Source organism: Microcoleus sp. S36a_B3, from assembly GCF_036700745.1.
GTDB lineage: Bacteria > Cyanobacteriota > Cyanobacteriia > Cyanobacteriales > Microcoleaceae > Microcoleus.
Genome location: NZ_JAUBPN010000001.1, coordinates 349848 through 370959, shown reverse-complemented (window position 1 = coordinate 370959; position 21112 = coordinate 349848). Strand labels below are relative to the sequence as shown.

Here is a 21112-nt window from a genome sequence, read left to right as displayed (position 1 = left end):
TAGGAATTGGGCGAGCGCGAAGCGGAGGGATTGGGAATTGGGCGAGCGCGAAGCGGAGGGATTGGTTATTTGTTATTTGTTATTTGTTATTTGTTATCGGTTACTTGTTATCGGTTATTGGTCTAGCCTCAAAAATAACCATTAACTGCTAACCAATAACCAATAACTAATCACCCATAACTGATGACCAATAACCAATAACCAATCACCCATAACTGATGACCAATAACCACTGATACCAAATTCGGGTAACGTACTCCTGGATGATTCGGCGGTTGAAACTGCTTCTACACAAACGATGTCGGCCTGCGCCGACTGGTTGATAAAGGGTAGGTATCCCAAACCCGAATTTGGTATTACTAATGACTAATCACTAATCACTAATGACTAATGACTAATGACTAATGACTTCCTCTAAGAATCTTTGCCTACAACTTGTTCTTTAAAAGAATCAACTTCCGTTAATAACTCTTGACGAGTAGAAGCCTTGAGGAGATAGCGGTAAACAAACCAACCCGTATATCCCATGCCAATTAACTCAAAAACTGGAGCTACCAAAGGGACATCATTAAGAGCCGCTAAAACTCCCAGCATTACCTTAAGACTAACACCGCCTGCCAGGATTAAACCCACTGTGATCAGAGGCTTTTGGTATTCAGTAAAAAAATTGGAGAGATAAACTGGAAGTTCCGACAAAATTGTGAGAACTTGGTCTTTAATATCTTGGAACTGGCTTGTCGGTGTTTCTGTAGTTGTCACTGTAGTGATGACCCCGGGTTGGTCAGCCACCAGGTCTACTGTGACGACTTCAGTCATCGTTTGTGTGTCGTCAGAAAAGTTAGCTTGTGTCATTTGATACTTCCTCCGGTGTCAAGTAAAATTGCAGGCTTTGAGTTGCTGCCAGTATAATTATCCGGCATTTAGCACAGCATTCTGGCAGCCGGGACTAATTGATGAGATTAAGCCAGACTTTCACAAATTGCAAGCAAAACAAACATATCAATTGATTTTAAACAATTGCCGTCGTTGCAAAATCGCTCTTTTGACTCATTTTTTTAATTCACTGAGGTCGATTTGATTGGGAGAAGTACGCCCTTGTTCAAAATCGGTGATATTGCCGATCGTGGTTTCGGCGATATTTTGCAAAGCCTCCTGAGTGAAAAAAGCTTGATGTCCGGTAATCAGGACGTTGGGGAAAGTCAGCAAGCGCTGAAATACGTCGTCTTGAATCACCAGATCCGACAAATCCTCAAAAAACAAATCCGTCTCTTGTTCGTATACATCTAGGCCGAGGTAGCCAATTTTGCCAGATTTCAGCCCTTTGGTGACAGCTTTAGTGTCAATCAACTGACCGCGGCTAGTATTGATCAGCATTATCCCCGGCTTCATTTGCTCGATCGCCCCTGCATCGATCAAATGGTAAGTTTCCGGGATCAGCGGACAGTGGAGGCTGACAACATCCGAGTTGGCGAACAGTTGGGTCAGCGCCACATATTCCATCCCCAGGGCCACACAATCCGGGTTGTGAACAACATCGTATCCCAGGAGGCGACAGCCGAATCCGTGCAGAATTTTGGCAGTAAGCGCGCCAATTTTGCCAGTACCGACAATTCCCACCGTTTTACCGTGGAGGTCAAAACCCAACAAGCCGTCTAGGGCGAAATTGCCTTCGCGGACGCGGTTGTAGGCGCGGTGGATTTTGCGGTTGAGGGACAAAATCATGGCGACTGCGTGTTCGGCGACGGCGTAGGGAGAATAAGCGGGAACTCGCAGCAGAGTTAAGTCTAAATCGCGGGCTGCTGCTAAATCGACGTGATTGAATCCGGCCGATCGCAGCGCCAGCAAGCGCACGCCATTTTGGGCGATCGCCCGGAGCGTTGGAGCGTCCAAACAGTCGTTAACGAAGGCGCAGACGGCCGGAAATCCCGCAGTTAATACGCTCGTTTCCAGATTCAGGCGCGGTTCAAAAAACACCAACTCGTGTTGGCCGCTGTTGGCTGCTTCCAAAAAAGTGCGATCGTAAGATTTCGTGCTGAATACAGCTACCTTCATGATTTTTGCCTGCAAATTCAGTAATAGTTAGCAATTCTTTCCAGATTAACTCTCTTTCCTAACCAAAACTCCCTAGCCCAAAAAAACAATTTCCCTGAGAAATTTGTAGTTTCCCAACGAAAGCCTCTATCAAACAACCTAATTTTTGGCATTAAAAATGAAAATTTAATCACTTAAGCAATTGCTCGTTACCAGGAAGAGCCTGGTAATGCAAAGCCGGAGACTATGCCTCCTTCGATCTCGCAATTTACAGTCTGAGGTTGTAGCACCCTACAAACTAATGGCCGATTACCAATCTGGCGGCAAATTATAACTTTCAAGAGTTGATTTGTCTTTTAGCAAATCTTCAGTTTTTCTGTCAATTTTAATCTCACCATCCGCCAAAATTAACGCCCTTTGAGTCGTTTTTCCGATCCAATTCAAATCATGGGACGCGATTAAAATTACCTCGATCGGCAATTGCGACAAAACTTTAGCCAAACGTCTGCGCCACGAGGGGTCTAGTCCGTTAGTCGGCTCGTCTAAGATTAAAATTGCAGGCTTTAATGCTAAAATTGCTGCCAAGGCTGCTAACCTTCTTTGACCCCCGGAAAGTTCGTGGGCGGAACGGTTGGAAAATTCGACTAAACCGAATTCGTCTAATAAATCTAAAGCTCGATCGCGCGCTTCCCCAGGCGACACTCCATAATTGCGGGGCCCGAACATCACATCCTCTAAAATAGTCGGCATAAATAGCTGGTCGTTAGCATCTTGGAAACAAAATCCTATTTGCTTCCGCGCTTGCGATAAAGTCGCCTGTTCGAGCTTTGTTCCCTGCACTCTAATTTCGCCGGATTGAGGCATTTTTAAGCCGATTAAATTTTCGAGTAAGGTGCTTTTTCCAGCCCCTGTTAAACCCATTAAGCCTACTCTTTCCCCTGGTTGCAAACTAAAGGAAATTCCCCGCAATACTGGCTTTTGTTGGGGATAGCTGAATACTAGGTCTTGCACTTCAATGGTTGGCGGTGATTTGAGATTAGTCAATTTTTATTTGCCTCGATTTTAGGATTAAGAGTTTTTAACCGCAGAGGGCGCAGAGAACGCAGAGAGGGGAGAGTAAAAAAACATTTAAATCAACAACAACTAATGACTAATGACTAATGACTAATGACTCATTACCAATTACCGTAAGAAGCTATTGTTAATCCCGCTGCGGTTAAAATCGCGAGTGTCAGCCACAGTCGCTGTTTTGGTGTTGATTTTGAGTCGGTGGGCAAACTTCCTTGATACCCGCGAATTAGCATGGCTGCGTGTACTCTTTCTGCGCGATCGAGACTTCGCAAATAAAGCGCTCCGATCATGGAAGCACTGGCGTAGCGCAACCATCCTGCCGTACCGGATAAGCCTCGGAGTTGCGCGGATCTTTTCATGCGGTTGACTTCGGACAGCAAGATTTCTAAGTATTGTCCTGCTAACAGAACTATCTCTTGCAAACCTGCTGGTAGGGGCAATCCTTTGAGGGCGATTCCGAAACTATGGGGCGGCAAAGTTAGCAGAAAACTGTTCATAATTAGCAGGCAAATTAGGGAACGCAGCAACAGAAAACTGGCACGTTCCCAACCTTGTGGCAATACTAACAATGACAGAAAAATTAATTCTGCTCCTAACAGTTGTAATAGGGTTCGCAGCGGTGATCTCAGCCACAACGACCAAAAAAGTGCGATCGCCCCATAAATCCCCAGCCACAGCCAAGCGCCAGTCTTCATAAAACCAATGCCGACTACAATTATCAGAGATAACCGCAATCGAAAAGGTATCGAGAGTTTAAGCATCTTTCGGTTTGACTAATTGAGCAATACCAAAGGCTGCACCGAAGCAGATGGCAGATCCCACAACTCCAGCAATGCTAGTACCGATAGGCTGTTCTTCTAATCCTTTAACTGTGTAATCTGCTAAAGGAGTAGGATTTTCGATCGCCACAGCTTCTTTATCTTTAAAGCCATATTTTTCGGCTACAGCCTCTAACCCATCGGGCCAACTTGAAGCGAAAAGCGAAAGCAAGCCCGAAATTAATAAAACCCCTACTACTGGCGCTACCCATTTCTGCAATTGTGGCTGTTCTCCCGGTAATAAATCCGGCCGAACTTTGATGAGATAAGTTAAAACTCCGCCTGTAATTATCCCTTCGCCAATGCCAATTAAAATATGTACGCCTACCATTGCGGGTAATGCGATATTCAGCGGTACTGTACCAGAAATTGCTAGTTCGATCGCCACACAAATAGAAGCAGCAACGACGCTGAGGGCGGCGGCAATACCCGCGGCTAGGGGCAAACGATTCCGGGAACCTCCCAAGAGTTGCTGCAACGGCTGCAACAGCCACCAGCCAACCCAAATGCCCACTAGCCCCATGTTAAAAATATTCGCACCCAGGGCGGTGATGCCCCCGTCGGCAAACAAGACGCTTTGAATGATAAAAACCGTGCTCATCGCCAAAGTTGCCGCCCAAGGACTCCCCAAAACCACGGATGCCAGCGCCCCTCCCAACAAGTGCCCGCTGGTGCCACCGGCTACGGGAAAGTTGATCATCTGGGCTGCAAACACGAAAGCTGTAGTTAATCCCATGATTGGGGCTTGCCGCGATCCCAGACTGGTGCGGGTTCGACTTAGGGCAACTGCAATTACTGCTGCACTTGCTACGCCGGTGACAATGGCTACGGGCGGTGAAAGAAAACCATCAGGTATGTGCATCGATGTATCCCAAACAAGAGAACTCCCAACCCTTTAGTCAACTATTTTTTACAAAACTTTACTATGCCCTATGGGGGGATTGGTGCGGGGCTGTGATGCTCTTCTTTAGGGGGCAATTCGTGGCGGGCGATGGCTTCTGTTACAAGGATGCAGGCAACAAACCGCCATAATTTTCACTCCTGGGCGATCGGAGATTAAGTAATTCTTAACAATTAATCGAATTTTAGACCTACAGCCCGCACCTGCCAGCTTTTTGATAAAAATTATTAATATTTCTTGCCCGATTTAACATCCGTTTTTGGGTTGGTCAAGCAAAAGATTAAAAAAATATAAAGAATTAACTGAAAATTCTCAATTGGTTTTATTCTCGATTTTTGAGAATTAATTGCATTAACTTTTTGACCGAAGCCGCAGTAAAATTGCCCGAAAGCTAGTCAAATCGCAATTAGTGGGTGTTGGAAAAATGAAAAAGCCCGAATTATTGCTACTTAATATAGTCAGTAATATTTTGGCTGCAGTCGATCGCGCCAACGTGCGATTCCCTACGGGATAGCTACGCTTCACGGCTCAGTCCACACTGCGGGCATTCTCAAGATATTCAAAAAACTAATGCAATTATTGTCAAGTAATTTTCCCAACAGGCGTTGCTTAATCAGGGTATGAAAAAAATAAGTTGAAAATTCAGAAGTTTTGTGGATTCTGGTTTCTATGACTTGCATATTTAGCCTTTCATACCGTAAATCAGCAACGCCCAAACAAAAAATAAGCCGCTCCCAGCCAGGGAGATGCACAAAATAGTTTGGGCTTGTGTGGGAGTTTTCACTCTTTTTTGTGTGACTTATCCCATAGCGATGTTTCGCGTAGCGCAAAAAGAAAAGTTTCGCGGTATTTACGTCAAATCTTGGACACCAGAGTTGAAAAATCTTGATGGTACTGCGGCAGATGTTCGGAGTTTTGATCGGCCCGCCCAACCAGCTATTACCAGTAGCGGTGCGCTGCTGGCGGTAGTTGCTGACAGCCAAAAAAAGTTGCCTGAAAAGTCTCCTGATGTTGTGCCTTTTACTAATCAGTCTACTTAAACAGCTATTACCAGAGCGGTACAGATAAGACTGTGCAAGCTGTACCTGTATCAGCAGGCCAGCCAGAAGCTCAGGCGGTGAATGGGACTAATCAGACAGTAGAAATTACCGATCGCGCCCAGCTACAGGAGTTAAGTCTGAAACTGTACGATCGCATCGATCGAGATTGGCAAACTAAGCCTACCTTCACGCAAAATCTAGTGTATCGCGTGACTGCGAGTCTTGATGGGGCGATCGCAAATTTCGAGCCGCTCAATCAACCAGCCAAAGATTTCACCCAAGAAACTCCCCTATCTTCTTTGCAGCAGACTTCCCAAACTCAGAGTAACAGCGGTGCAGTACCCGCAGCCCAATTTACCGTAGTGTTTGCTCCTAATGGAGTCTTGGAAGTCAACCCCTAACTGAGACAAAAAACTGTCCGGTAAGCTGCGCGGCGCGCGCCTTGCTGGGAAACTTTTTCTTGAAATTAGGACAAAAGTCAAATACCTAAAGCGGTAAGGCGCGATCGATCGCACCTTACCACTTTAGGCCTTTAAAAAAAACACTTTTTGCCAAAAATCCATTCAATCAAGAAACATGATATCCTAAATATTGTCATTCATTGCATTCTAAATAAAACACAACAAATGAAAGAACTTGACGATAAAAAAACCCAAGAACTGCTAGCCACCATCATGGAATGGGAACTAGCAGGGGTTGTGCGCTACACCCACTATGCACTGATGGTGACAGGCCCAAACCGCATCCCCATCGTGCAATTTTTTCAAGCACAAGCAACTGAATCCCTGCTCCACGCGCAACAAGCCGGAGAAATTCTTACTGGTTTAGAAGGACATCCAACCCAAAAAATTGCGAATATCGAAGAAACATACAAACATTCGGTAAAAGACTTGTTGGAAGAAAGTTTAAATCACGAAAAGAAAGCCCTCAAAAAGTATAAATCTTTACTGGAAGTAGTGACAGATTGCAGCATTTATCTGGAAGAATACGCCCGCACCATGATCGGTCAAGAAGAACTGCATCAAGTAGAACTGAAAAAGATGCTTAGAGATTTTAGTTAGGCAATTAATAACCCGCAGTCCTTAGTTAGGGATCTAATTAGTTTGTACTAAGGACTTGAGTCCTTATTAACTAAAAGTATCGCAAGAGAGGAATGAAGTCCTCACTAAAAAATTTATGGAGGACTTCAGTCCTCACTACGAACTTTATGGAACTGATTTTTAGCGAAGCTGTACCGACTTTTGTAATTACCCTGCGCGAAGGGGTGGAAGCAGCCTTAGTCGTGGGAATTGTTCTCGCTTGTTTGAAAAAAGCCGAGCAAAGTAACCTCAATTCCTGGGTTTATGCAGGTGTAGCAGCCGGCATTGCTGCTAGCGGTTTGGTTGGTGTTTTATTCAATGGGTTACTCGCGGCCCTATCAACATCTAATCAGCCTTACGCACCGGTAATCAAACAGCTATTAGAAGGTGTCTTGGGAGTTGTGGCGATCGCCATGCTAAGCTGGATGCTAATTTGGATGACTCAGCAAGCGCGGTTTCTCAAAACTGAAGTTGAAGGAGCAGTTACAGCAGCTTTAAGAGAAAATACTCAGGCGGGCTGGGGCGTATTTGGTTTAATTTTTATTGCGGTACTGCGCGAAGGTTTTGAAACAGTTTTGTTTGTTAGCGCTCAATTTCAACAGGGTTTGAGTCCGGCTTTAGGCGCTTTGGGCGGTTTGACTGGGGCGACAATCATTGGAGCGCTGTTGTTCAAGTGGGGAGTCAAAATTGATATCCGCCTGTTTTTCAAGTTTATGGGGATTTTGTTGCTGTTAATTGTCGCGGGTTTGGCGGCATCTGCACTCAAGCATTTTGACCAAGCTGCTGCTATTTTGTCGCAGATGGATAGCAAGTATGCAGCAATTTGTGTGTTTTACGATCGTACTGCAGCACTGCACTCTTGTATTTTAGGCCCGATGGTGTGGAATGCCGCAGGAGTTTTGCCCGATCGGCAGTTTCCCGGAGTTATTCTCAAAGCACTCTTTGGATACAGAGATCGAATCTATCTTTTGCAAGCTATTGGTTATACAATATTTTTAGCCACCATCGGCAGTCTTTACTTCCAAAAATTAGACTCTAAGCCTACTCTTCCCACCAACAATACTCAACCCGCTCCGCCTCACTAGCTTTGCTAGCAGTTTTTCTCGGTTGTGTCGCAGCTTCAACAAAATTTTATTTATTCAGAAGATTAAAAAAACGCCCATTTTTTTCAGGTTTGGGGGTTGATTTTTTGACTTTTGTATGATACCATTTAATAATGGAAATAGTGAGTTTTTTTGGTACAAATAGTCGTAGTTCCATTATTAGATTATACCGTCAATAGCCCTCAAAAGCAAGCCCTAGGCATCAAAAAAAAAAGAATTTTTTTAACTCAACTTAACAAATTTAACAAAATTTAGAGTTTTTGGGCGATCGATCGTGGGAAACCTTAAACTCAAAAGCTCAGACTATTTTTTAATATCATAGAGGCAAAACAAGCTCGATCGCAAAACAGGTCGATCGACAAATGCGACAGCAAACCGACATCGATTTTACCTGCATCCAAAAGTGGGAAAGCAATGTTTTATTCTCAATACATCTCGCTTCAACTCACATTCAAGCCGCCCAGCAGCAATTAGAAGGTTGAGGAATTGCACCGCCAGATATCCGCCACTATCAATTTCTAGGCTCAACCGCTCAACTTTAGGGCAAATTCCTACCAAAAATATTGGCATTTCCCATTTCGACAGTTGTAAATACAGTTACATCGATCGGCCAGTCAAGCCAGAATCGCCTCTGAAATCTTAAATCTCACATCAAATCGCAGCTAACTCCCCGCAAAACCCGCCCGCATCCGACCAAAATTTAACCTGTCGGCCAGTAAAAAATCTGCCCTCAGAAAGATTTTTGGCGAACATTTTTTTGATAGTTGCTCCATAGGGCTTATAATTAGTACAAGAATATTTACAGAATTCGCAAAGCTCTTAATGAAGCTTAAAATTAAAACATTGTTCGTTAAAGTTAGCTGGAACCCCCAGAATGCTGTAGTCTCAGCCATCTGGTTAGCGGTGAGATAAATGATGATGCCTCGGATACTTGTTATTGATGATGACGCGGCGATCGCCGAACTGGTAGCCGTCAACCTAGAAATGGCTGGCTACGAAGTCACCCAGGCAGAAGACGGCATCAAAGGTCAGGCACTGGCAATACAACTGCTGCCGGATCTGATCGTCCTAGACCTGATGTTGCCTAGAGTAGACGGATTCACAGTATGTCAGCGTCTGCGGAGGGACGATCGCACATCAGACATACCCGTCTTGATGTTGACAGCCTTAAGCCAAACTCAAGACAAAGTAGAAGGCTTCAACTCCGGCGCCGACGACTACCTGACCAAACCCTTTGAACTAGAAGAAATGCTAGCGCGAGTGCGAGCCCTGCTGAGGCGCACAGACCGCATCCCCCAAGCAGCCAAACACTCGGAAATCCTGAATTACGGCCCGCTGACCCTCGTCCCCGAAAGGTTTGAAGCTGTTTGGTACGTTAATACCGTCAAACTGACTCACCTAGAGTTCGAGTTGCTGCACTGCTTGCTGCAGCGCCACGGTCAAACAGTCTCTCCCAGCGAAATCCTCAAAGAAGTCTGGGGCTACGACCCAGACGACGACATCGAAACAATTCGCGTACACATCAGACACCTGAGAACCAAGATGGAACCCGATCCCCGCCATCCTCGGTACATCAAAACCGTATACGGGGCCGGTTACTGCCTCGAATTGCCCAGCAACGAGCAAGTCGCCGAGGAAAGCAAATCCTCTGCTTGAACGGGCGCGCCAGATTCCACAAGCAGTTAAAAATTTCGATAGAAAAGCCTGAGAGCAAATGCTCTCAGGCTTTGTGGTTTGGAGTTTGAGATGAATATGCCAAGAAATAGCCATTAGCTGGTATTAATTCTCTTACTTGAGAAAAAACAATCCCGCACCGTCTTTTAGTCGCACTTCGATCGAAGCTTACCCAGAAGAAAGTACCGGATTTGTTCTGCCACCTTGTCTTTTCCGAGAGGATGAGATAGCTATTTAAACAACAATAGGCTTAGTAAGACTATTTGTCAATAAAATCTTCAAATTCGATCTAATCTTTATTTTTGCCAATCACGGGCAAACTTGCCATCGAGCCTAGAAACCAGTTACAGGCTTGATTTGAGGATATTTTACACCGTTATGTTACATATCTTAACTAAAATAAGTGAAAAACTTTATCAAAAAGCCCTTGACGAAACTTCTAAAATTGTTGATTATCTATATCAATAAGCCGCAAGCGCTTAAAACTCAACTGACATCTTTCACAAGAGGTAAATCGCCCCGTGACAAGCATGGCAAAAAAATCCTTCCCAGCCGAAGGAGAAACCTTTCCCTGGTGGGCCGGCAACGCCCGCTTAATCAACCTTTCCGGTCGTTTGCTAGGCGCCCACGTCGCCCAAGCCGGCCTCATCGTCCTCTGGGCGGGAGCTTATACCCTATTTGAGCTTTCCCGTTTCAACCCAGAATTTCCCATGTACGAACAAGGCTTAATCCTGTTGCCAAACCTAGCCCGACTCGGCTTTGGAGTTGGTGCCGGAGGCAAAATTGTCGATACTTATCCGTACTTTCAGATTGGTGTAATTCACCTAATTAGCTCAGCCTTTCTCGGCTTCGGCGGCATCTTTCATTCCCTCAAAGGGCCCGCCACCCTCGAAGAAAAAACTCCTTTCTTCGGCTACAGATGGGAAGACGCAGATAAAATGACCACCATCTTGGGCATCCACCTAGTTTTGCTTGGTGTCGGTGCCTTCTTGTTGGTGGCCAAAGCTATGTATTTCGGTGGTTTATATGATACCACGATCGGGCAAGTGCGGGTAATTTCGGAACCCACTTTCAATCCCGCCGTGATTTTCGGCTACCTGTTCGGTGCAGGTGGCACGCACTGGCTCGCCTCTGTTGACAATCTCGAAGATGTTGTCGGCGGACATATCTGGGTAGGAATCCTCTGCATTGCCGGCGGCCTCTGGCACATTCGCACTCAACCTTTTGCTTGGGCAAAACGCCTGTTCATCTGGTCAGGAGAAGCTTACCTCTCCTACAGTCTCAGTGCCTTAGCCTTAATGGGTTTCATCGCAGCCTACTTTGTTTCAGTCAACACCATTGCTTACCCAGAGGAATTCTACGGGCCAACTTTAAAAATTGGCTTCGAGCAGTTTCCCTACTTCCACAGCGAAGGAATGCTGACCTCCCGCGTCTGGTTGGCTAACACCCATTTCTGGCTCGCCTTCTTCGTTCTGCAAGGGCATTTCTGGCACGCTTTGCGATCGGCAGGATTTGATTTCCGCAAAGGCAAAGTCGTGCAAGCAATGCGCGAAGATATCCAGCCCGAAGGAAATAAAGTTGCAGCCAGTCCAGCCAGTTAACCGCATCAGGAGGAAAGCGAAAATGCAAGCAATAGCAGATCAGAATTTAATTCCAGAGCCGGAAAACTCAGAAAACGAGTACGGCTGGTGGGCAGGTAACGCCCGCTTCACTAACCTTTCAGGACGAATTTTGGGAGCTCACGTCGCTCACGCCGGTTTGATCGTACTCTGGGCCGGGGCAATGACTCTGTTTGAACTTTCAAACTTTAACCCAGAGTTGCCGATGTACAACCAAGGTTTAATCTTGCTGCCGCATTTGGCAAGTTTGGGTTTGGGAGTAGGAGCAGGCGGTCAAATTGTTGATACCTATCCTTATTTTGCGATCGGAGTTGTGCATCTAATTAGTTCCGCAGTTCTCGGTGCCGGCGGCCTTTACCATTCCTTGCTCGGCCCGAAAGTATTGCCACAAAACAAAACATTCTTTGGTTCTTTCGGCTACGACTGGGAAGACAAAGACAAAATGACAACCATCATCGGCATTCACCTATTACTCTTAGGTGCAGGTGCTTGGTTGTTGGTAGCAAAAGCCCTATTTTGGGGCGGTCTTTACGATCCCCACGTTGCCGACGTGCGAATAATTAGCGAACCAACGCTGAATCCTGCCCGCATTTTCAGCTATCTTTTGCCAGTGCACGGCCCGGAAGGAATGGCAGCAGTTGACAACTTAGAAGATGTTGTCGGCGGTCACATTTATGTTGGCTTGCTCTGCATTCTTGGCGGTTTCTGGCATATCTTCACCAAGCCTTTTGCGTGGGCCCAGCGAGTGCTGTTTTGGTCGGGAGAAGCTTACCTTTCTTACAGTTTGGGCGCTCTGGCTTATATGGGCTTTTTGGCCGCCTACTTTGTTACCGTAAATGACACTGTTTATCCAGAGGTTTTCTACGGCCCTGTGGGTTTGAGCGGCTCGGATGCAGTGGTTGTTTCTTCGCGGACTTGGCTCGCAACAAGCCATTTTGTGTTATCGATTTTGGCGCTTTCGGGTCACATCTGGCACGCGCTGCGCGTTCGCACAAAGGCGGCGGGGTTTGATTTTCGATCGGGCGAATTTGTAACTGCAACTGCTAGCAAGGTTGAAAAATCGCCTCAGATGCAAGCTCAACCTGCGACAGCAACAGCAGTTAGTTTTTCCGATGTGACTGTAACTTTTTTGCGGAATTTGCCGATTTACCGCAAGGGATTGTCTCCCATAGTCCGGGGATTGGAAGTTAGCTTGGCTCACGGCTATTTCCTAGTAGGAGCTTTTGCAGTATTGCTACCTTTGCAAGAAAAAGGTTTAGCACCGCTGGCAGCATTGCTGGTAACTCTGGCATTGGTGTTGATTCTGTCAACGGGCCTTTCGATTTACGAGAATCGGAAGATTGAAGCAGGTAAAGTTCTTTACTGGCACAAAACGCCGGAAGATTGGAGTTTATTCCGGGGCGGTTTGGTGATGGGCGGTACTAGCGGAGCATTCCTTGCCTATTTGCTGTTAGATAATTTTGCTGGCATTGATGCAATTTTCCGGGGGGTTGTGAACTGAAATAAAAACGGTTTGTAGTGCGGAATTAATTCCGCACTGCGAAAAACTAAATAACCGGGTTTCTGTCCGCTACTTGCGGCACTAATACCTTCAAGAAATCCGGTTTTTTCTCAAGTCCTAGCTAAATTTCTGTCAAATCATACCTGATTCGTAGGACTTAAAAACTCCTGGACTCACTTCCACCAAAGAAACTGGGTTTTTACCGAATCTACGGATGACCACACGTCTTTTCGTAAAAACCCCGGTTTCTGAACCTTGCTTCGTAAGTCTTATTCAAACTTTGCCGAGTTCAAAAAACTCTGCAAAAAAGGCTAAGGGCAACAATATTCGAGTTAAAAGTGGCCCAGATATTAATTTTACGATGGAAAGAACTGTGACAATTTCTAGCGTTAACGACTTGGAAAATGATGAAGCGAATTTTAAGTTTTGGGTTGGTAATGCCCGCCTAAATGCACAATTTTTCTTGGGTATATTAGCCCTTGCCGGTCACATCTGGCACGCTTCTCGCGCCCGTTTGAATAGAAGCTGAAGGCGATTTAAGTCAGAAACAAAGTTTCTTTTTACTTTATTGCTGACTTAAATCTGTTTCCAATTTGTGTATACTTTGAGAAATTACCCTATGACTGTTGTTATTTACTGCTTCTGTATCAGTATTTTGATGCTCGTGTTTTTGTGGAGTGCTTCTCTAGCATTGCGAGAAGGATTCCAGCAACTCCGGCGCCTGCATCAAATTCCTTGTTCCAATTGCGAATTTTTTACGAATGACTACCGTCTCAAGTGTACGGTGCGGCCGTGCGTTGCTTGTACCGAGGATGCGATCGGCTGTACTGACTTTGAACCAAAGACTTGTTTTGCCAATTCTTGCCAGCAACATTGCTCTAGAACTCACAAAGATTATGCAGAAAAACAGACAATTAATCCTTCTATTCCACCTTTAGCAACCGGAATTAGGATCTAGTAAACTCCCCCTGACAGAGGGGGAAATTATAACAATTATTGGGATAAATTAGTGATGAATATATACAGCAGCAACTCACTCAAAGTCGAACTAAACCAGAGAGGATGTCGCCTGACTCCCCAGCGAGAAACAATTTTGAATGTGTTTCAAAATTTGCGACAAGGCAATCATTTGAGTGCAGAAGAATTATACAATATTTTGCAAAGTCAAGGAGAACGAATAGGCTTGTCTACTGTCTATAGAACGCTGCACTTATTAGCAAGAATTAGCATTTTGCGCGAACTAGAATTAGCAGAAGGACACAAACATTACGAACTGAATTTACCGGAATTGCATCACCACCACCATCTGGTTTGCATTCAGTGTCACAAAACCTTTGAATTTAGCGACGACTCAATTGGAAAAATTGGTAAAAAGCAAGTTGAAAAAGCTGGTGTAGAACTGCTCGACTGTCAGTTAACTGTGCGTGCGGTTTGTTTGGAAGCGCTGCGGGAGGGATGGCCTTCTTTGCTACCGAGCAATTGGTTGTGTCCGAGATATCATTCGGAACTAGAGCAGGAAATGAGTTGAGTCAAATACGCTTGGGTAATTGGTAATATCACGTCCAATAGACGATCGCATCTTAAACGGTTTATAGTGCGGACTTCAGTCCGCTTTCATAACGAACTAATGTTATTGCAGTCAATCTATCTGACACGAGACAATTCGTTATTTCCATCTAGTTATAATAACCAACTACTAACAACGTTTGCTCTTCGGGGACAGCACTAATGACTAATAACTAATGACTAATGACTAATGACTAATGAATTCCCCTGTACTCAAGCAGCCTCAGAATCACAACGTTCGTGTTCCATACGAAATACGTTAGCGTACAAACTAGCAACAATTTGTTTGCCTTCCTGCGTCAACTGCAAGTAACCGAGGGATTCGCTGATGTGAGGATAAATTCCGCTCCAATAAAACTTTGAGTAGCTTTGCAGCAAGTCGCCCGGATGCCGGCAGCCCAAAATTTTAGTAGCACCGATTTCTTCCAACTCGTAAAATAGGGCACCAATTTTCTGTAAATATTGCGGGTTGCTGAACTGACCTATTAAGTCAGCACCGCGAACTAAAGAATAATTTAGTGTATCTTCGTCAGTGTTGCCGTCAAGCACCGAGAAACGAGTTTGTTCTATGTTCTGCTTAATTATCTCGGCATTAATTAGCTTGTGGTTGCCGAAACGCTCGTCAATGAACAGTTTTGCTCTGTCAACTCGGTAAGGAGCTAGGCTGGCGGCTGTTGCACCGGGAGGTAGTGCAATTCTCATGCCATCTTTTCCGGTAGCGTACAATCCTTCTGATACTTGGTCTTGTCGGCAGACTCCTTTGACATATCCGATGTCTTGGCACAGCAAAGAAATGATGTAGTGGAGCCAGTTTTCGCAGGAGACTCCGCCCTTGCGAATGTGTTTTCCCCGCAAGATTTCTTGACCTACTAAGGTAATGCAAATGGCGTGTTCTACATTGTGATAAAGAGCGTCACTGTTGGCGATGTTTTCTAATGCCATTGCTCCGACCCAGGCAATAATGTCGGCATAGTCTGATTTGTAGCCTCCGTAGGTGCGGCTGTAACCGTTTTCTAGTTGTTCAATGAAAGCCTCGATCAGCAGTTCTGTGGAATTAAACATACTCTATTATTTTACCTGAATATTGCCTTTTAAGATTGATTGGTGCACCGAGTTTGAGTTTCTTTAATTGTAGGGAGGGGATTTTAATTCAAGGCTTAAATCTAATTCACGCTATGTGAATTGTTTGTAATTCTATGAAAGCAGTTATTTCAAGTTTCTCAATCAAATCAGTTTAGGACTGACACCCATCTTTGCCGCACTGCAGAGAGCAGTCTGCTGATATTTTTTAGCTATTCTGATTTTTTTTAGACTCTCAGAATTAATTGCGTGTTGTATTTTCTGAAACACAGTTTGATTAATCTTACCGGATTTCCAAATATTGAAGTAAACTTCGGAAAATGTCTGTTCGGGAATGTAAGCTTTGGTTCTCATCTCCTGCTGTTAACTCAATGTGTATCTCTGATTATCCGGCAATTTTAGATAAGTTTATGTGATATGGATCGGGCCCAGACTGTGATGCGATCGCGCGCACTCGGTTGACGGGAGTCTGCCGAAGATGGTGAGGCGATCAAAATATCGACCGTCATAAAACCGTCATAAATTTGGCTGACGGCTGTGATCCCCATTAAATTTGAGCTTGAATTAATTAATAATATGCCACATATTAGGCACTCGCGGGCGAGATCCTCGTCCCAACTTCCTTGCTTGCTGGAAGTTCGATCGCCCGTGCTCGCAAATTCCTTGCCAAAAAAAGTCTAGTGGTGTAATATATGGAGTCTGGTATCCTCACTTACCCATAATTATTTTCATATATCCCGTCCCTCCTGAAGGGAAGGGACTTTCAGTGCGGATGCCGCAAATCACTATATTCAGCAAAAAGCTAGAAATGCCGTAACTCATGCCCACTATTCAGCAACTCATCCGTTCAGCACGGGAACAAACGCAGAAAAAAACCAAATCGCCAGCTCTCAAGAGTTGCCCCCAGCGCCGCGGAGTATGCACCAGAGTGTACACGACTACCCCGAAAAAACCCAACTCGGCGCTGCGGAAGGTGGCTCGGGTACGGCTGACTTCTGGTTTTGAAGTGACAGCCTACATCCCCGGGATTGGTCACAACTTACAAGAACACTCGGTAGTAATGATCCGGGGCGGTCGGGTAAAAGATTTGCCCGGAGTTAGATACCACATCATTCGCGGTACATTAGACACCGCTGGGGTGAAAGACCGCAAGCAAGGTCGTTCCAAGTATGGTGCCAAGCGTCCTAAAGAGAAAAAATAGCACTGACGCCCGATCGCCGGGGATGAGCCAGCAAAAATTAAGTTCGATCGCCGATCTAAAATTTGAACTCACAACCCCAAATTCAATCAATCAAAATCAAAAAACCCCAATAAAACTATGTCTCGCCGCACAGTTATTCAAAAACGTCCAGTTCCGCCAGATCCAACCTACAACAGCCGGTTGGTAAGCATGATGGTGAGACGGATCATGCAGCACGGCAAAAAATCCGTGGCCTCCAGCATCGTCTACGATGCCATGAAAACCATCCAAGAACGCACGGGAGCCGAACCGTTAGACTTGTTTGAAAAAGCAGTCAAAAACGCTACACCCTTGGTAGAAGTCAAAGCCCGCCGGGTAGGTGGCGCCACCTACCAAGTGCCGATGGAAGTGCGTTCCGATCGCGGAACCACCCTCGCCCTGCGCTGGCTGATCAGATTTGCTCGCGCCCGCACCGGCCGCTCGATGGCCGCCAAGCTGGCTAACGAACTGATGGATGCAGCCAACGAAACAGGCAGTGCTATTCGCAAGCGCGAAGAAACACACCGCATGGCCGAAGCTAACAAGGCTTTTGCTCACTATCGGTACTAAGCCAAATCGGGCATGGAAAACAGGCCGGTCGTGCGGTATGAAAGCATCGAGTGAGGGATTGGCAAGCGTAAGTTTTGGGTGTTGAGATTGCTTCTCTTGGCGCAGTGGCGATCGCCCAGGCAAACTCAAAACTCCGACAATCAAAAATTTACGCACTCTGTGAATCCTCAATCTCGCATACTTAATATTTTTGTAAACAAATGTTGCAAAAAATATTAAAATGTAACAATAAGCTCCATATACTTATACGGTAAGTGGCTGGGAGTGCAAGATCGGGTTCTGTGTAGTATAATAGTATTATAACAGCAACACAAAATCAAGGAGGTAGCTGTGGCACGTACCGTCCCGCTAGAAAAAACTCGCAACATCGGCATCGCCGCCCACATTGATGCGGGCAAAACAACAACAACTGAAAGAATTCTGTTCTATTCAGGCATGGTTCACAGAATGGGTGAAGTGCACGAGGGAACAGCAGTCACTGACTGGATGGAGCAAGAGCGGGAACGGGGAATCACGATTACTGCCGCTGCTATCACCACCAGTTGGAAAGATTACAAAATCAACATCATCGACACTCCCGGACACGTAGACTTCACGATCGAAGTTGAACGCTCGATGCGAGTGCTCGACGGAGTGATCGCAGTGTTCTGCTCGGTAGGCGGAGTGCAGCCGCAATCCGAAACAGTTTGGCGCCAAGCCGATAGGTATCATGTGCCCCGGATTGTGTTCGTCAACAAAATGGATCGCATGGGTGCAAACTTCTACAAAGTTTACGGCCAAATTTGCGATCGCATGAGAGCGAACGCCGTACCAGTCCAAATCCCGATCGGCAGCGAAGAAAACTTCCGGGGAATTGTAGATTTAGTGGAAATGAAAGCCTACATCTACAACAACAACACCGGCACCGATATCGAGGAAATAGAAATCCCCGATGAGGTAAAAGAACTCGCCGCAGAATACCGCACCAAGCTGATCGAGTCCGTAGCAGAAACCAGCGACGCCCTCACGGCAAAATACCTTGAAGGCGAAGAGTTAACAGAAGCGGAAATCCGCTCGGCCCTGCGTGCGGGCACAATCTCCGGGGCGATCGTCCCCATGCTCTGCGGTTCAGCCTTCAAAAATAAAGGCGTTCAGCTTTTGTTAGACGGAGTGATCGACTACCTGCCGTCGCCCTTGGAAGTTCCCCCGATTCAAGGACTGCTGCCCAACGGCGACACCGCAGAACGACACGCAGACGACAGCGAGCCCCTGTCAGCCCTGGCATTCAAAATCATGGCAGACCCCTACGGCCGCCTGACCTTCGTTCGCGTCTACTCGGGTATCCTCAAAAAGGGCACCTACGTCCTCAACTCCACCAAAGACAAAAAAGAGCGGGTTTCTCGCTTAATTGTCCTCAAAGCTGACGATCGGATAGAAGTTGACGAACTCCGCGCCGGAGACTTGGGAGCAGTCTTGGGTTTGAAAGACACCTTCACCGGCGACACCCTCTGCGAAGAAGGATCGCCAGTGATTCTGGAATCCCTGTTTATTCCCGAACCAGTCATCTCCGTGGCTGTCGAACCCAAAACCAAACAAGACATGGAGAAGCTCTCCAAAGCCCTCCAGTCGCTCTCGGAAGAAGACCCCACCTTCCGAGTCAACGTTGACCCAGAAACCAACCAGACAGTCATCGCCGGCATGGGCGAACTGCACCTGGAAATTCTGGTAGACAGAATGCTGCGGGAATTCAAAGTAGAAGCTAACGTGGGTCAGCCGCAAGTAGCCTACCGCGAAACCATTCGCAAAGCCGTCCGCGCCGAAGGTAAATTTATCCGCCAAAGCGGCGGTAAAGGTCAGTACGGTCACGTCGTGATCGAAGTAGAACCCACCGAAGTAGGAACCGGTTTTGAATTTGTCTCCAAAATTGTCGGCGGTACTGTACCGAAAGAGTACATCGGCCCGGCAGAACAAGGGATGAAAGAAGCCTGCGAATCAGGTATTGTAGCAGGATATCCCGTGATCGACCTTAAAGCTACTATGGTAGACGGGTCTTTCCACGACGTAGACTCCTCAGAAATGGCATTTAAGATCGCCGGTTCAATGGCGATCAAAGAAGCCGTGATGAAAGCGTCGCCAGTGCTGCTAGAGCCTATGATGAAGGTAGAGGTTGAAGTTCCCGAAGATTATATCGGGAACGTCATCGGCGACCTCAACTCGCGTCGGGGTCATATCGAAGGTCAAGAGACGGATCAGGGAATTGCCAAAGTTTCTGTCAAGGTTCCCCTAGCAGAAATGTTTGGTTACGCCACCGACATCCGCTCGAAAACCCAAGGTAGAGGCATCTTCACAATGGAATTCAGCCATTACGAAGAAGTGCCGCGAAATGTGGCGGAAGCCATTATCGCGAAAAACAAAGGGAACTAATGATTTTGGATTTTAGATTTTGGATTTTGGATTGAATCCAAAATCGAGAATCTAAAATCTCAAGTCTAAAATCGCTAAAAAAAACAAGGAACAGATCGAGAATGGCACGCGCAAAATTTGAACGGAATAAACCCCACGTAAACATCGGCACAATCGGTCACGTTGACCACGGCAAAACAACTTTGACCGCCGCGATTACGATGACTCTTTCAGCATTGGGTCAGGCTAAGGGTAAGAACTACGCCGACATCGACGCTGCGCCAGAAGAAAAAGCACGGGGTATTACGATTAATACCGCTCACGTAGAATACGAAACCACAGGTCGTCACTACGCCCACGTGGATTGCCCCGGACACGCTGACTATGTGAAAAACATGATCACCGGTGCTGCTCAAATGGACGGTGGCATCCTAGTAGTGTCAGCAGCAGACGGCCCCATGCCTCAAACTCGCGAACACATCTTGCTAGCTAAGCAAGTTGGCGTTCCCAGCTTGGTGGTCTTCTTGAACAAAGAAGACATGGTGGATGACGCTGAACTTTTGGAATTGGTAGAAATGGAAGTTCGCGAACTTTTGAGTTCCTACGATTTTCCTGGCGATGACATCCCCATCGTGACTGGTTCTGGCTTGAAAGCTCTCGAAGCGATGCTTGCTAACCCCAAGACTGTCAAGGGTGATAATGAGTGGGTTGACAAGATTTACAAGCTGATGGAAGAAGTAGATTCTTACATCCCTACTCCAGAACGCGAAATTGACAAGCCTTTCTTAATGGCAGTTGAAGACGTATTCTCGATTACTGGTCGGGGTACTGTGGCGACAGGTCGGATCGAGCGCGGCAGAGTTAAAGTCGGCGAAACAGTCGAAATTATTGGTCTTAAGGACACTCGCAGCACTACCGTGACTGGTGTGGAAATGTTCACCAAGTCCTTGGATGAAGGCATGGCCGGCGACAACGTGGGTCTACTTCTCCGGGGTATTTTGAAGGCTGATATTGAAAGAGGCATGGTAATTGCCAAGCCGAAGAGCATCTTGCCTCACACTCAGTTTGAATCTGAAGTCTACATCCTCAAGAAGGAAGAAGGTGGCCGTCACACGCCCTTTTTCTCTGGCTACCGCCCTCAATTCTACGTCCGTACAACAGACGTAACCGGTACAATCATGCAGTTCACTGCTGATGACGGTACAGAAGCTGAAATGGTGATGCCTGGTGACCGGATCAAAATGACTGTTGATCTGATTCACCCGATCGCGATCGAACAAGGAATGCGCTTCGCCATCCGCGAAGGCGGCCGCACCGTGGGTGCAGGCGTTGTTTCCAAAATCCTCAAGTAGGAATCCGCGCTCCGCTTTAAATAGCAGAAAAGCCTAATCAAATTTAGTGGCTTTTCTGCTATTTAGTGATGAGTCATCAGTCAATCAATTTTAGATTTTAGATTTT

Annotated in this window: 20 protein-coding genes; 14 read left to right on the top strand and 6 right to left on the bottom strand. The window is 46.2% G+C overall.

Annotated features, from left to right (window positions below; translation table 11 throughout):
* Positions 1 to 414: 414 nt before the first annotated feature.
* The 5 genes from QUA01_RS01655 to QUA01_RS01635 form a co-directional block, all read right to left on the bottom strand.
* Positions 415 to 852: a CAAD domain-containing protein gene (locus QUA01_RS01655; RefSeq protein WP_194009737.1), complete on the bottom strand. Its 438-nt coding sequence runs from the start codon at positions 850 to 852 to the stop codon at positions 415 to 417.
* A 195-nt stretch (positions 853 to 1047) separates the two neighbouring features.
* Positions 1048 to 2052 (bottom strand): 2-hydroxyacid dehydrogenase, encoded by a 1005-nt coding sequence (locus QUA01_RS01650; RefSeq protein WP_333089695.1) that lies wholly within the window; start codon positions 2050 to 2052, stop codon positions 1048 to 1050.
* Positions 2053 to 2340: 288 nt separating this feature from the next.
* A complete protein-coding gene (locus QUA01_RS01645; protein ID WP_333089698.1) occupies positions 2341 to 3075 on the bottom strand; it encodes an energy-coupling factor ABC transporter ATP-binding protein in 735 nt (244 codons plus the stop codon).
* 131 nt (positions 3076 to 3206) lie between these two features.
* The gene (locus QUA01_RS01640; protein WP_333089700.1) at positions 3207 to 3863 is read right to left on the bottom strand and encodes an energy-coupling factor transporter transmembrane component T family protein; all 657 of its coding nucleotides are present in this window, start codon (positions 3861 to 3863) and stop codon (positions 3207 to 3209) included.
* Positions 3856 to 4782 carry an energy-coupling factor ABC transporter permease gene (locus tag QUA01_RS01635; RefSeq protein ID WP_333089702.1) on the bottom strand — a complete coding sequence of 309 codons (927 nt, stop codon included), beginning with the start codon at positions 4780 to 4782 and terminating at the stop codon, positions 3856 to 3858. The genes QUA01_RS01640 and QUA01_RS01635 overlap by 8 nt, the downstream gene beginning before the upstream one ends.
* Positions 4783 to 5615: 833 nt before the next feature.
* Here QUA01_RS01635 and QUA01_RS01630 point away from each other — a divergent pair.
* The 10 genes from QUA01_RS01630 (at position 5616) to QUA01_RS01585 (ending at position 14365) form a co-directional block, all read left to right on the top strand.
* Positions 5616 to 5861: a hypothetical protein gene (locus QUA01_RS01630; RefSeq protein ID WP_333089705.1), complete on the top strand. Its 246-nt coding sequence runs from the start codon at positions 5616 to 5618 to the stop codon at positions 5859 to 5861.
* 32 nt (positions 5862 to 5893) lie between these two features.
* Entirely contained in the window at positions 5894 to 6262 is a 369-nt protein-coding gene (locus QUA01_RS01625) for a hypothetical protein (protein WP_333089706.1), read from the top strand.
* A 225-nt stretch (positions 6263 to 6487) separates the two neighbouring features.
* Complete coding sequence (locus QUA01_RS01620) at positions 6488 to 6922, top strand: ferritin-like domain-containing protein (protein WP_194011394.1); 435 nt, start codon at positions 6488 to 6490, stop codon at positions 6920 to 6922.
* A gap of 152 nt (positions 6923 to 7074) precedes the next feature.
* On the top strand, positions 7075 to 8025 hold the full coding sequence (locus tag QUA01_RS01615; RefSeq protein ID WP_333089830.1) for an FTR1 family iron permease: 951 nt from the start codon (positions 7075 to 7077) through the stop codon (positions 8023 to 8025).
* Positions 8026 to 8961: 936 nt separating this feature from the next.
* Positions 8962 to 9699: a response regulator transcription factor gene (locus tag QUA01_RS01610; RefSeq protein WP_194011399.1), complete on the top strand. Its 738-nt coding sequence runs from the start codon at positions 8962 to 8964 to the stop codon at positions 9697 to 9699.
* Positions 9700 to 10247: 548 nt separating this feature from the next.
* Positions 10248 to 11318 (top strand): chlorophyll a/b binding light-harvesting protein, encoded by a 1071-nt coding sequence (locus QUA01_RS01605; protein ID WP_333089710.1) that lies wholly within the window; start codon positions 10248 to 10250, stop codon positions 11316 to 11318.
* 22 nt (positions 11319 to 11340) lie between these two features.
* Positions 11341 to 12837 (top strand): chlorophyll a/b binding light-harvesting protein, encoded by a 1497-nt coding sequence (locus QUA01_RS01600; protein ID WP_333089712.1) that lies wholly within the window; start codon positions 11341 to 11343, stop codon positions 12835 to 12837.
* Between the two features lie 214 nt (positions 12838 to 13051).
* Complete coding sequence (locus QUA01_RS01595; RefSeq protein WP_333089714.1) at positions 13052 to 13366, top strand: hypothetical protein; 315 nt, start codon at positions 13052 to 13054, stop codon at positions 13364 to 13366.
* Positions 13367 to 13456: 90 nt separating this feature from the next.
* Positions 13457 to 13795 (top strand): hypothetical protein, encoded by a 339-nt coding sequence (locus QUA01_RS01590; protein ID WP_333089716.1) that lies wholly within the window; start codon positions 13457 to 13459, stop codon positions 13793 to 13795.
* Positions 13796 to 13849: 54 nt separating this feature from the next.
* Positions 13850 to 14365 carry a transcriptional repressor gene (locus QUA01_RS01585; protein ID WP_194068605.1) on the top strand — a complete coding sequence of 172 codons (516 nt, stop codon included), beginning with the start codon at positions 13850 to 13852 and terminating at the stop codon, positions 14363 to 14365.
* 251 nt (positions 14366 to 14616) lie between these two features.
* Here the strand turns inward: QUA01_RS01585 and QUA01_RS01580 are convergent, their stop codons facing one another.
* Positions 14617 to 15465 (bottom strand): Npun_R2479 family HD domain-containing metalloprotein, encoded by an 849-nt coding sequence (locus QUA01_RS01580; RefSeq protein ID WP_194011390.1) that lies wholly within the window; start codon positions 15463 to 15465, stop codon positions 14617 to 14619.
* Positions 15466 to 16303: 838 nt separating this feature from the next.
* Between QUA01_RS01580 and rpsL the strand changes: the two genes are divergently transcribed.
* The 4 genes from rpsL (at position 16304) to tuf (ending at position 21006) form a co-directional block, all read left to right on the top strand.
* On the top strand, positions 16304 to 16684 hold the full coding sequence (rpsL, locus tag QUA01_RS01575) for a 30S ribosomal protein S12 (RefSeq protein WP_006632197.1): 381 nt from the start codon (positions 16304 to 16306) through the stop codon (positions 16682 to 16684).
* Between the two features lie 117 nt (positions 16685 to 16801).
* A complete protein-coding gene (gene rpsG, locus QUA01_RS01570) occupies positions 16802 to 17272 on the top strand; it encodes a 30S ribosomal protein S7 (protein ID WP_106150481.1) in 471 nt (156 codons plus the stop codon).
* A gap of 330 nt (positions 17273 to 17602) precedes the next feature.
* Entirely contained in the window at positions 17603 to 19675 is a 2073-nt protein-coding gene (gene fusA, locus QUA01_RS01565) for an elongation factor G (protein ID WP_333089723.1), read from the top strand.
* Between the two features lie 101 nt (positions 19676 to 19776).
* Complete coding sequence (gene tuf, locus QUA01_RS01560) at positions 19777 to 21006, top strand: elongation factor Tu (RefSeq protein ID WP_333089725.1); 1230 nt, start codon at positions 19777 to 19779, stop codon at positions 21004 to 21006.
* Positions 21007 to 21112: the final 106 nt, after the last annotated feature.